This is a genomic window from Kibdelosporangium persicum (assembly GCF_013280595.1).
Taxonomy (GTDB): domain Bacteria; phylum Actinomycetota; class Actinomycetes; order Mycobacteriales; family Pseudonocardiaceae; genus Kibdelosporangium; species Kibdelosporangium persicum.
The window spans coordinates 1-12273 of sequence record NZ_JAAATY010000048.1 but is presented as its reverse complement, the minus strand read 5'-3'; the positions used below and the strand labels follow the sequence as shown (position 1 = coordinate 12273).

Sequence of the window (12273 nt, the reverse complement as noted above, 5' to 3'; positions counted from 1 at the left end):
GAGACGATGCCGCGGACATCGAGGAAGGTCGCTGTCGTCACCGGCGGATCACGGGGAATCGGCCGCGCGGTGGTGACGCGCCTGGCTGCCGACGGTTACGACGTCGCGTTCTGCTACCGCGCCGAGGGGGAATCGGCGAGTGCCGTGCAGAAGGAGGTTCGCGCACTCGGCCGTGAGTGTCTGGCCTGCCGGGTGGACGTGACCGACAGCGGCCAGGTGAAGGGGTTCGTCGAACGCGTGGAGGACGAACTCGGCGATATCGACGCCGCGGTCACGTCGGCGGGGATCACGCGGGACAACCCGATGGTGCTCATGTCCGATGAGGACTGGGATGCCGTGCTCCGTGCCAACCTGGACGGCGTGCGCCATCTGCTGCGCTCGGTCGTGTTCCCGATGATGAAGCGCCGGACGGGCGTGCTGGTCACCATCTCCTCGGTCGCCGGGATAACCGGGAACGCCGCGCAGACGAACTACGCGGCATCGAAGGCCGGCGTCATCGCGCTGACCAGGTCACTGGCCAAGGAGGTCGGGCGGTACGGGATCCGGGCCAACGCGGTCGCCCCCGGTTTCATCGAGACCGACATGACCGCCGGGCTGTCGCAGGCCGTCACCGACGACATGCTCGGACGTATCCCGCTCGCCAGGTTCGGCACACCGGACGAGGTCGCGTCCATGGTGTCGTTCCTGGTCTCCGGCCAGGCGGCGTACGTCACCGGCCAGGTGTTCCAGGTGGACGGCGGGATCGTGCTGTGAACGGGGTGCGCAGTGTCCGGCCCCGGTTCTACTTCTCGTTGCGCAGCCCGTATTCCTGGCTGGCGTGGCACGACCTGCTGCGCGACCACTGGGATCTGGCGGAGCAGCTGGACTGGCGACCGTTCTTCGAGCCGGACAGCCACAGTTCCGCGCTGCTCGCCGCGGCGGGAGGCAGGTTCCCCTATACACCGATGTCCAAGGCAAAGAGCCTGTACGTCCTGCAGGACGTCAAGCGGCTCGCGGCCGAGCGCGGACTGAGCTTCCGGTGGCCGGTCGACCGCAACCCGATCTGGGAGGTCCCGCACCTGGCCTACCTGGTCGCCGCCCGGCACGGTCGCGGCCAGGACTTCATCACCGCGGCGGCACGCGCGCGCTGGCATGAGGGCCGCAACGTCTGCGACCCCGCGGTGGTGGCGTCGTGGGGTGACGAACTGGGCATCGACGGCTCGGAACTCGCCGGTGCGGCCGACGATCCGTTGATGCGGGCACAAGGCGTGCAAGCCCTGCTCGAGATCCAGCGGGACGGTGTGTTCGGGGTGCCCTTCTTCACGCTACGGCACCAGAAGTTCTGGGGCGTCGACCGGCTGGTGGCGTTCACCGAGGCGGTCAAACGCCGCCGCGAGAGTTCCGTCGCGCCCGTTCCCGCCGGAGCTGAGCGTCTCGGGCTGCGCAAGGACGGTTCGGTGGACGACGGCCACGCGGGCGGCTGCGGGTGATCCGCCGAACACCCCCAACGAACCTCCGGTCGCAACCACTAGGAGTGAAGACAATGGCGCACATCGCGGTGGTGTCCGCACCGTACTCGGGGCACCTCAACCCTTCCCTCAGTCTGGCCGCGCAGCTGGTGCGCCGTGGCCATGAGGTGACGTTCCCCGCCCCGGAGCGGTTCACCGACCAGGTCCGCCGGGCGGGGGCGGATCCCGTCGAGTACCGGTCACCACTGGCGGAGATGGCGCTCGAGCACCACGACGACTTGTCGATCATGATGCCGTGCCTGCTCGGCGAGGCCAAGGCGGTGCACGCCGCGCTGCGGGGACACCTGGCGGACCGGTTGCCGGACTGCGTGCTGTTCGACGTGTTGGCGTGGGGCGGCCTGATGTTCGCGGCCGAGCACGGGATCACCGAGGTGCAGACATCGCCGATCTTCGCGTCGAACGAGGTGTTCTCGCTGGAGAGCCGCTACGGCACCGCGGCAGGTGACCCGGCCGCACTGCAAACGTTCCACGACGACCTGATGTCGTTCGTCACCGGATTGGGCATCCCTGACGTGGTACGCGGGATGTTCGAAGGCGTCGAGCGCAACATCGTCTTCATCCCGCGCGAGTTCCAGTACAGCGGTGAGACGTTCGACGACCGTCATGTGTTCGTCGGCCCGTGTTTCCTCGACGAGCCCGACACCTTCGAGGTACGCGACACGCGGGCACCGGTGATCGTGTCGATGGGCACCACACATACCCGCGGCACGGAATTCTTCCGGAGGTGCTTGTCCGCCGCGGCCATCCTGCCGTCCTCGGTGGTGATCATCACCGGAGACGGGGTCGATCGAGGCGAACTCGGGGAGATCCCGCGCGACGTCGAGGTCCATACCCGGGTCCCGTCGCAGCGGGCCGCGTTGGCGGGTGCCAGGGCGTTCGTCATGCACGGCGGGATGAACAGCGTGATGGAGGCACTCGACCAACGAGTGCCGATGGTTGTCATCCCCCAGCGGCCCGAACAGGCCGCCAACGCCGACCGGATCGTCGAACTCGGCCTCGGGGTCAAGCTGGGCACCAGCTGCACGGCGGACGAACTCGCCCGCGCTGTGCAGTCGGTGTGCGCCGATCCGGGGATCCACGCCCGGCTGGGCCGCATGCACCGTGCCCTGCGTGCGGCCGGCGGCCCGGACCGCGCCGCGCGGCAAGTCGAAGCATGGCTGAAAGCCTAGGGGCGCACGGGAAAACGCCACAGTCCCCGCATGGCGGCGCTCCGGCGCCGCTGGGCGGGCCCGGCGGGCCGCAGATCCGGCATCCGTTCCAGCAGCACCCGTAGCGCCACTTCGCCTTCCATCCGGGCGAGCGACGCACCGATGCAATAGTGCATCCCCCCGGAGAACGCCAGGTGTTCCGGTTCACCTGTCCGGGTGACGTCGAAGCGGTGCGGCGACGCGTAGACCTCCGGATCACGGTTGGCCGCACCCAGCAGCATGAGCACCGGCGTGTCCGGTTTGAACCGCACGCCGGCCAGCTCGAGGTCGTCGTGGCTGATGCGCATGTTCGACTGGACCGGCGGGTCGAACCGCAGCGCCTCCTCCACCACCCGCGGCATCAGCGCGAGGTCGTCCCGCACGATCGCCCGCTGGTTCGGGTGCTGGAACAGGGCCAGCACCCCGTTGCCGATCAGGTTGACCGCGGTCTCGAACCCGGCGAGCAGCAGCACCTGGCACGCCGAGATCAGCTCGGGGACAGTGACCGTGCCGTGTGCCTGCGCTCGCGACAGCACGCTGATCAGGTCGGTGCCGTCGGAATCGCGGCGTTCCCGCATGAGCCGCTCAAAGAGTTCGCTCAACTCGCGTGTCGCCGCCTTGATCTGATCGGCTTGTTCGCTGCTGCGCACCCCGTCGAGCAGCTGCCCGAACAAGGCGCCGAAGCTGGCGAAGCGTTCGGTGTCGACGTCCTCGCCGGACAGTCCCAGCAGGTCGGCGATCACCGCGATCGGCAGCGGTGCGGCGAAATCGGCGATCAGGTCGAACTCGTCTCGGCCGGCGACCTTGTCGAGCAACTCGTGGGCGAGCTTCTCCACACCGACCCGGTACTCCCTGACCTTCTTCGGCCGGAACGCGGGTGCGACGACCTGGCGCAGCCGGGTGTGGTCGGGCGGATCGGTCTCGGAGAACGAGTTCAGCAGTGGCCCGCCGGCCTCGTACTGCGACTTCTCGAATCCCAGCGAGGTGCCCTTGCTGGTGCGCATGCCGAACCGGGGATCACGCACGACCTGGTTGCACAGCGCATGGGAGGTGATGAGGTGGAACCCCAGCCTGCTGCGGTACAGCGGACCGGCTTGCCGGATCCGCTCGTAGACCGGGTACGGGTCGGCCAGGTGTTGTCCGGCCAGCACCTGGCTGTAGAGATCACCGGTGCGGGCCAGTGCCCAGATGACCGCACGCTGCGCGTGTATCCGTGTGGTGAGTCCGAGGTCCTTCAACAACGGCATCCGCTGCTCCTGTCAGCCCGGTGATCTGGTCAGTGGTCGCGGCTGATGGCCAGCTCGGCGAATTCCGTCAGCCGGTCGCGGCTCGGGGTGTGCGGCAGTTCGTGCAGCGCCTTGATCGCGGAGTCGGCGTACTCGCGGGCGGACGTCGCGGCCTGCTCGAGTGCCCCGGTCTCGGCGAAGATCTCCGTCATGACCGCCTTGCGCTCGGCCTCATCGCCTCCTTCGGACAGCATCGACCGGATCGCGCGCCGCTGCCTGCCCATGGCCGACTGGTACGCCAGCGCGACCGGGAACGTGATCCTGCCGTTGCGCACGTCGCTGGTGTCCGGCTTACCGGTGCTCACCGCGCTCGCGGTGTACGCCAGCACGTCGTCGTGGATCTGGAAGGCGGTGCCGAAGTCGACGGCGTAGGTGTTCAGTGAGTCCACCGAGGATGGATCGCCGCCCGCCAGGATCGCCCCGCAGCCACACGCGGCACGGAACAGCGCGGCCGTCTTGAGCCGGGCCATGGTCAGGTAGGAGTCGAGTTCGAAGTCCTGCCGGTCACGGATCTCCGCCTCCATGCTCTGGCCCCGGCACAGGTCGATGCCGCACTCCGCCACCACACGCAGCGCCCACACCACCCGGCTGTCCGTGGCGCCGGTGCGCTGGCACTCGGCGAGACCGGCGAACAGGTCGAAGATCAGCGCGTCGCCCGCGACAATCGCGTTGTCCACACCGTACTTGTGCTGCACTGATGGGCGGCCACGGCGGACGTTGTCGCCGTCGATGATGTCGTCGTGGATCAAACTGGCCACGTGCCCGGACTCCGCGCCCAACGCCGCCGGGTACACGACCCGGGGGTCGCCGCCGACCGCGAGCGCGGATTCGATCAGCAGGGTCGACCGGAACAGCTTCCCGGCGGGCACCAGCGCGTAGTGGCAGATGCTGCCGAGCAGTTCACCGTTCTCGGGCCACCGTTCGGCCAGCCCGGCGCTGATCGTCTCCCGATACGAGGCGCCGTCCGGTTCCGCTGTCGCCGCGCCGTGCGCTTCCACACTGTGCATTCGCGTCCTTCTTTCGGAGGGGATCACCTTCGGCTCACGACCACTTCCGCGCCGCGGGAAGGCGTGAGGACCGGGCCGGTGAGACGTGCGCTCTCCGGCTCGGGACGGGCGGCACGGATGTCGAGCTCGGCGACGATGCGGGGAACGACGCGACGCATCACCATCATCGCGAAACTCGCGCCGAGACAACGATGCGGGCCACCGCCGAACGGCAGGAACACCTCGTGTGCCGTCTCGCCGTCGAGGAATCGCTCCGGCCGGAACGCTTCCGGTGCCGAGAACTGGTCCGGTGACCGGTGGATCGCGGAGATGGACAACGCGATCATCGTGCCGCGGGGGACGTGGTAGCCGCCGACTCTGGTGTCCGTGGTCGCCACCCTGGCGATATCGCTGACCACCGGGCGCAGCCGGAGTGTCTCGTTGATCACCGCGTCGACGTATTCTGGTTCGTCCGTTGTGGACTCGGCGATCTCCGTTCGTAGCCGTGCGAGCACCCGGGGGTGCCGCACCAGCCGCTCGAAGATCCATGACATCGAGGTCGCTGTGGTCTCGTGACCCACTGCCAGCAGTGTCACCAGGTGGTCACGCAGTTCCTCGTCGCTCAATGGCGCGCCGTGCTCGTCGCGTACGTCCATCAGACCGGACAGCACGTCTTCTCCGGTTGTCCCCGCCGTATCGCGTCGTCTGCGATCGATCTCCTGGTGGATGATTCCGTCGACAGCCCGTTTGACCCTGGCGTACCGGCCGCCAGGGCTGCGCGGGCCGAGGTCGCGGCGCAACGGCGGGAACAACATGATCGCCGGATTCATGTGCAGCAGTTGGGGGACCAGCGTGCGCAAGCCGGCCAGCCTGGCGAGGTCGGTGATGCCGAAGACCGACCGCATCATGATTTCGAGGGTGATCTCCTGCATCCTCGGCAGCAGCCGGATCGGCCGGCCGACCGGCCACCACCGGGCGCAGTCGGCGGCGATCTGGCCGACGCTTCGCTGGTGCCCGCGCACGCTGGCGCCGCGGAAAGGCGGCAGCAGCACCCGGCGGCGCCGGATGTGTTCGCCACCGTCCAGCATGAGCAACGAGTTGCGGCCGACGACGAACTCGATGACGCTGTTGGCCTCGCCGGCCCGGAACACACTGCCGTCCGACGTGACGATGTCCCGGATGATGCCGATGTCCGAGACACACACGACCTGCCCGACCGGGAAGACACGCATGGTGAACACGTCGCCGTACTTGGCTCTGCACCGGTCTGCGAACGACAACGGGTTGGTGACCGACAAGATGGTCTGGGCCATGGCGGGCAACGCCGGGCCAGGCGGCAGTCCGGTGGCCACCATCATGCCGGTGTTCCCGGATGCCCCGCGCAGGTCAACCATCGCCCCAGTGCCCTGAGCGCGTAGGAGTGGGCGATCAGGTCATCGCTGTAGCAGAGATCCTCGAAGTAGAGCCCGACGGGGCTCGGTGTCCAAGTCCCGTCCGTGTTCTGCTTGCCGACCAACCACTTCACCGCGCGAACGATGGCGTCGTCCGACGCCGGAACCCCTGCTCGAAGCAGTGAGTAGAGCGCCCATGCCGTCTCCTCGACGGTGCCACCCTCCACTCCCACCTCGACGGTGAGCGGCCACGCGCCATCCGGCCGCTGGTTGGCCAGTAGCCACTCACGCGCCCGAACTGCGGCCGGATCGGACACGGCGCCGAGTTCCGCATAGGTCTCGAGGAGTTTCGCGGTTCCGTGCACCGAGTCGCGGAACCACAGCGAAGGGCTGGCGCCGTCGGGCTGCTGGACGCGCTCGAAGTACCGCAGTGCCTTGCCGATCGGCGTGCGCGGACCGTGTGGGCCGCCGTGCTGCTCCAGCGCCATGATCACGTGCGCCGTCACGCCGACGCACGGTTTGTCGTTCAACAGTGAGGAATTGCGGACCCATTCCGACCATGACCCGTCCCGGTTCTGCCGGGACCGCAGCCACCGCAGCCCGTCGGCGACTGCCGGGTGGCTCTCGGTCAGACCGAGGAGCTTCAACGTGCTGAGCACGACCGCGGTGTCCTCGGACTCCGGCCAGCCCGATGGCACGTTCCACGACCACCCGCCCGCTGGAATGTTGAGTGGCGTGAACGGTGTGGTCCACTGCGTGGACAACAGGAAGTCGCGTGTCGGCCGTAGTCTCGGCTCGTCGGCAGTGTCGCCGAACTCGGCCAGCGCCAGCACGGTGTAGCAGGTGACGGCGATCTCCAGATCCCGGTCGATCGGCCACGAACCGTCCTCGCGCTGGTTGTCCAGCAAGTACTTCAGTGACGCCTGTTGGATGTCCTCACCCACACCGGCGGAGTGCAGGCCGAGGAAGATCAGCGCGGACAACATCGCGCACTCCTCGACACCTCCGTTGGGGCCGAGGGCGGATCGCAGCCACGCCAGCGCTTTCGGCTCTGCCAGCCGCTGCAGCAGCCGTCGTGGAAAGCTGGAGGTACGCGCTCGTGCCTGCATGATGCCCAGCGCGAGGATCGCCGGCAGTGCGATGGACACCTTGTTGCGCAACCACGACGGCAGCAGGATGGCCTCGACCGCCTGTGGCGGCTGCTCACTGACGTCCTTGAGCCCCACCAGGGACCACGCGATCGGTGCGGCGGCCGGCCAGGTCTTCGGTCCCTTGTCCCGCATCCCCGGGATCACCGTGTAGCCGCCATTGCCCTCGATGAACTGCTTCCCGCGCTCGATCAGCTCGGCGGAGCCGTCCCGGTCGAGGCCGTAGAGCGCCGCGATCGCGAACGAGGTCATGCCCGGGCTGCTGGGCGGGTCGTCATCAGCCATGCTCCAGCCGCCGTCCGCGCGCTGGTTGCGCTTGAGCCACTCAAGCCCGCGCTCGATCCGGTCCCGGTGCGCCTTGTCGTCGGCGCGAGCGAGCGACAACAACCCCAGCGCGGTCGAAACCGTGGACGAGGACAGACGGTCTGTCCACGCGCCGTCCGCGCGTTGACGCGAGTACAGGTACGCGATCGCTTTCTTCGCGGCGTCAGCCACGCCGAGGTCGGTTGCTGGTGAACCAATAACCGGCTTGTTCACGTAGATCACTCCATGGTGTCACCGTCGTAGGGTGATTCGGATGCCTGCTCCGCGCTTCCGCCGCGCCGGACAATCGCCGTATTCCGCTGTGACACAGCGGTATCAGGTGACCATCGCGTCAGACATTACGGATGAGGCCGGGAGGCGGACTGGACGGCGGCCGCACGCTGCGCGCGGCCGTAGGTGCTGTCGGAACGTTCATGCTGACCTCGTCTTATCCGGCCCGGTCGGCTGCGCCGGACGGCAAAGTCGGCAATCTTGCCGCGGGCGGGTTGCCCGCACGCGACGAGTGACGGAAGGCAGACGGGGCCGGCTCGGCAACAGGTCAGTACAGCAGGACGATCAGATGGTCGTCCGATGACGGCCGTTGCCGCATGCGTCGTGATCTCCCGGTGGCAGCAGGTAATCACGGGGGATGGTGATCCGCTCGGTGTGCGCCTGCAGGAGCACAGCGGACAATGCCGCACCTTCGGCCCGCAGCCAGGCGGCGGGGTCCCGCCGCACCAGTTCGGTCACCGCCCAGCTGACGCCTGGCCGGTCGGGCAGAGTGCGAGGCACGTGCATTCCCGACAGCGCACGTCCGGCCAATTCGGACAGCACGTACCAGGCGGTCACGGCGCGGCGGAAGGCACTGCGCCGCGATTTCGACGAATCAGTCCGCCGGGAGGCCTCGTGCGCGTAGGCACGCAGCAGCGTCGGCAGGTGGTAGCGGACGGTACCGGATTCGTCCATGCCGCACACCTGCACCAGGTTCACCTCCACGAGCCCGTCCAGCAGCTCTTCGGCCTCGTCGAGTGACAGGTCCAGGACAGCGGCGGCGGCCCACGCGGGGAAGGTCGGTGCGTCGACGACGGCCATCAGCCGTAACGCCCGCTGGTGTGCGGCATCGAGTTCGCGGTAGTAGCTGTCGAAAGAGGCCCGCACACTGCGGTCACCGACGATCAGCCGATCCAGGCGGTTCGCCGGTTGCCGCAGTCGTTCGGCCTGACGGCGCAACGATGTGTACGGCCGATCAGCTGCCTTCGTGCCGGCGATCCACACCGCCAAAGGCAAGTGATCGCAGTGCTTCACCACGAGCGAGATGGCTTCGTCGTCCTCGGCCTTCACCGTGTGGCGGCTCGCCGCGACGAACAGTTCGATCGCGGACCGGTGATCCAGCGGCGGTACCCGGATCGTCTGAACGTCCGCAATGGCGCTGAGTCGTCGCCAGGAGACGGCGATGATCACATAGGCACCGTCAGCCGCGAGTAACGGACGAATCTGCGCCTCGTTGACAACGTTGTCAATGACGAAAAGTGCCTGCCGGTGGCGGAGGGCGGCGCGTAGTCGCAGCGCTCGATCCTCCAGAGCGGCCGATGCGTCCACCGTTTCGACGCCGAGTATGCGCGACAGCCGGTCGACCAGTAGCGCCGGATCGACGTCCGCAGCGTCCAAATAGTACTGTCCGTCCGGGAAACGGTCCCGGACATGGGCTGCGACGTGAGTCGCGATGGTCGTCTTGCCAGACCCGGGGCCGCCGGTCAGCACGACGAGTCTGGGAGCGGCTGTGGCGGTGGGCACGTCCCTGAGGGCTGCGGACACCTGATCGATCACGTGTGACCGTCCGGTCAGCGCGGGTGAAACCAGCCGCGGCCTCGTCGTGCCCGGCATCCCGCTGATCAGGGCATCGGTCTCGGCGGGCACCCGGACGGCCGTCGGCCGGCGGGCCAGCCGGTGGAACTCGCCGAGGTCGTCGCCGTCCAAGCCGAGGGCTTTCCCGAGCAGCGTGACCGAATTGCGTTGCGGTCTGGCGGTTTTGCCGCGCTCGAGGTCGCAGATGGTCCGCACGCCCAGGCCGGCGCGATCGGCCAGTTCCTCCTGGGTGAGGCCGGCTCGTACCCGGAGGGTGCGGATGAGACGAGCGAAGTCACCGTTCCGCCGATTCTCGGCGCCGCCTAAAAGAGGATCCATGTCAAGAACTCCGGCAAAGGATGTGAATTGGCCAGCATTGACTGACGGACGTGGTGCGCCTTGGCGCCCGCGTCCGGGCATGCCGAGCTCGTCAAGCCGAGAGCTCAGCTCCGGGCGGCTTGATTCGCCGTCACTGTCAGCTGCACATCCTGTGCCATCGTGGCGAAAACGAGAAATTGTCCATCGTGGCCCCCAGGTTCCATGTCCCATTCGGGACGACCGATCCCAGACCGTAACAAGGTTGTGCACCCCGTGCAACTACTTCGCCTAACCGCCGGTTGCGCGGCTCTGGACGTGGTCGTCCGCGCGGTTGTCGCAGGTCGGCGGCCTTGTGCGTCCTGCGTGGAAATGCTGACGGCGGCAAATGGCATTTGCTACGCGACTGAAAACTCTTCATCCCCCGGCGTTCCTTTCCCGAGGTTCAACTTGTCGATGTCCGGCACGTCCGTCAAGCTATTCAGGCACGACTGAATGCGCCCGGCCACACCTTGCGCTGCGAGCGAACACGACCACAGGAGATCGTGTCGACCGGGCGAGCTCGGCAGTCTGCGTACGGTCGGGGGGACTGCGACGTACTCGTCGGTTCGACGCAGGCGTTCGAGTGCGCCATCCGGCTGTTCGAACAGCATGTTGTAGCCGGGCAGTCTCCTGACCTCGACGAACCGGCGCCGGACTGCCGGGTCCCCCCGTGGTTTGCGTGCCCGCAGTCGAACAGATCAACTTCCTGCTAGCTTCGGTCGCGAACCGTCGTGGCCGTCGCGCCGACAGCGCGGTGGACATACCACGCCGCAGCGGACGTGGGATGTCGCGCCCGGTTGTGACACTCGGGCGGCCGTCACGGCGATGAGCGCGGCGCTGACGAGCCACAGGAAATCATCAACCACATGCGCAACAGGGCACCGAGCCGGTTGTGCTCGATCTCGCGACTGCCAATCGGCGGACCAACCGGGGTGTGACGACATGCTGACGACAACGAAATACCCATTGCGGAAGGAATTCCGGCTGCTCGGCAAGCTGTTGCAGGCCGAGCTCTCGACGGGGACGAAGCGCGCCCAACGGATTTGTGAGGTCTGGGACCTCCTGCTGCTCACCGAGCGGACCCGGTACCTGAACTTCGGGTACTGGGTGGACGGCTGTGAGATCGTCGACGACGCGTGCGAGGCGATGGTCGACTTGGTCGGGCGGGCCGCCGAACTGAAACCCGGCGACCGGGTCCTCGACGCCGGTTTCGGCTATGGCGAACAGGACGTCCGCTGGCTGGAGACGACCGGCGTGTCCGAGATCGTCGGTGTGAACATCACACCGCTGCACGTCCGCGAGGCGCGCCGTCTGGCACAGGCCAAAGGTGTGGCCGACCGGGTGAGGTTCCTGCAGGGATCGGCGACGGAGCTGACGTTCGGAGCGGAGACCTTCGACAAGGTGGTCTCCATCGAGGCGCTGGTCCAGTTCGCCCCACGGCAGAAGTTCCTCGAACACGCCCACCGGGTCCTGCGCCCCAACGGTATCTTCGCGGTGACCGACATCATTCCGCTCACGGCGCAGGAGAACCAGACACCGACGGCCGCCAAGCAGAAGTGGGAGAAGGACAGCTTCTTCAACGGCACGTCGAAGGAGAACTGGTACGCCGCGGACGAGTACAGCCGGAGGCTGACCGCGCTCGGCTTCACCGATGTGACGATCCGGTCGATCCGGGACGACGTCTGGGAGCCGTGGCGGCGTTACATGGTGAGCCGGATCGACGACCCGGCGTTCAAGGCCCGCATCAGCAGGATGATCTATCCGACGTACCGCAAGTACCTGCTTGACGAGGTCGGTCAGCGGGTGGCCGGCCAGCCGATGGCACAGGCCGACTACGTCCTCGTGGTCGCCAGAAAACCCGAGCGCTGATGGAAGGCCGCGGTACGGGCCACAGTGGGGTTCGAAGGGGTTCGCACGCAGTTGCCCGCCGCCCGGTGAGCGGGAGGCGATCGTGATGAGTGCGAACACCGTGCACCTGGGGTTGCCGTCGCTGCCGCCGCCGGTGCTGTCGGAGCGCCGTAAGACCCGTCAGTTGATGGTCGGGTCGGTGGGTGTGGGTAGCGAGTTCCCGGTGTCGGTCCAGTCGATGACCACCACGGTGACCGCGGATGTGAATGCGACGTTGCAGCAGATCGCGGAGTTGACCGCGTCGGGGTGTGACATTGTGCGGGTGGCGTGTCCGTCGCAGGATGACGCGGAGGCGTTGCCGGCGATCGCGCGGAAGTCGCAGATCCCGGTGATCGCGGATATTCATTTTCAGCC

At 67.5% G+C, this 12273-nt stretch carries 11 protein-coding genes; 6 read left to right on the top strand and 5 right to left on the bottom strand.

What is annotated here, in order from left to right; genetic code table 11:
• The first annotated feature begins 6 nt into the window (after positions 1 to 6).
• Genes fabG through GC106_RS43805 form a run of 3 tightly spaced genes read left to right on the top strand, consistent with a single transcriptional unit; the run spans position 7 to position 2677 of the window.
• Positions 7 to 753, top strand: a complete 747-nt coding sequence (gene fabG / locus GC106_RS43815; RefSeq protein WP_173142124.1) for a 3-oxoacyl-[acyl-carrier-protein] reductase — start codon at positions 7 to 9, stop codon at positions 751 to 753.
• Entirely contained in the window at positions 750 to 1469 is a 720-nt protein-coding gene (locus GC106_RS43810) for a 2-hydroxychromene-2-carboxylate isomerase (RefSeq protein WP_173142123.1), read from the top strand. Before fabG ends, GC106_RS43810 begins: the two co-directional genes overlap by 4 nt.
• A 53-nt stretch (positions 1470 to 1522) precedes the next feature.
• Positions 1523 to 2677, top strand: coding sequence for a macrolide family glycosyltransferase (locus GC106_RS43805; RefSeq protein ID WP_173142122.1), 1155 nt, complete (start codon positions 1523 to 1525; stop codon positions 2675 to 2677).
• On the opposite strand, the gene GC106_RS43800 is transcribed toward GC106_RS43805, so the two are convergent.
• From GC106_RS43800 to GC106_RS49605, 4 genes are read right to left on the bottom strand one after another with little or no spacing between them, the layout of a single operon-like run.
• The gene (locus GC106_RS43800; protein ID WP_173142121.1) at positions 2674 to 3942 is read right to left on the bottom strand and encodes a cytochrome P450; all 1269 of its coding nucleotides are present in this window, start codon (positions 3940 to 3942) and stop codon (positions 2674 to 2676) included. The two genes, GC106_RS43805 and GC106_RS43800, sit on opposite strands and share 4 nt — an antisense overlap.
• Before the next feature lie 29 nt (positions 3943 to 3971).
• Positions 3972 to 4988, bottom strand: a complete 1017-nt coding sequence (locus tag GC106_RS43795; RefSeq protein ID WP_173142120.1) for a polyprenyl synthetase family protein — start codon at positions 4986 to 4988, stop codon at positions 3972 to 3974.
• A 23-nt stretch (positions 4989 to 5011) separates the two neighbouring features.
• Complete coding sequence (locus GC106_RS43790) at positions 5012 to 6361, bottom strand: cytochrome P450 (RefSeq protein ID WP_173142119.1); 1350 nt, start codon at positions 6359 to 6361, stop codon at positions 5012 to 5014.
• Positions 6322 to 8001, bottom strand: coding sequence for a prenyltransferase/squalene oxidase repeat-containing protein (locus GC106_RS49605; RefSeq protein ID WP_173142118.1), 1680 nt, complete (start codon positions 7999 to 8001; stop codon positions 6322 to 6324). The genes GC106_RS43790 and GC106_RS49605 overlap by 40 nt, the downstream gene beginning before the upstream one ends.
• A 173-nt stretch (positions 8002 to 8174) precedes the next feature.
• Here GC106_RS49605 and GC106_RS43780 point away from each other — a divergent pair, with 173 nt between their 5' ends.
• Positions 8175 to 8336: a hypothetical protein gene (locus GC106_RS43780; RefSeq protein WP_173142117.1), complete on the top strand. Its 162-nt coding sequence runs from the start codon at positions 8175 to 8177 to the stop codon at positions 8334 to 8336.
• A gap of 49 nt (positions 8337 to 8385) precedes the next feature.
• Here GC106_RS43780 and GC106_RS43775 read toward each other — a convergent pair whose 3' ends face one another.
• The gene (locus GC106_RS43775) at positions 8386 to 9993 is read right to left on the bottom strand and encodes a helix-turn-helix domain-containing protein (protein WP_173142116.1); all 1608 of its coding nucleotides are present in this window, start codon (positions 9991 to 9993) and stop codon (positions 8386 to 8388) included.
• Between the two features lie 960 nt (positions 9994 to 10953).
• On the opposite strand from GC106_RS43775, the gene GC106_RS43770 reads away from it, so the two are divergent.
• Positions 10954 to 11880 carry a class I SAM-dependent methyltransferase gene (locus GC106_RS43770; RefSeq protein ID WP_173142115.1) on the top strand — a complete coding sequence of 309 codons (927 nt, stop codon included), beginning with the start codon at positions 10954 to 10956 and terminating at the stop codon, positions 11878 to 11880.
• An 85-nt stretch (positions 11881 to 11965) separates the two neighbouring features.
• Positions 11966 to 12273 (top strand): flavodoxin-dependent (E)-4-hydroxy-3-methylbut-2-enyl-diphosphate synthase (locus GC106_RS43765; protein WP_173142114.1); only part of this gene is annotated, 308 nt, incomplete at its 3' end.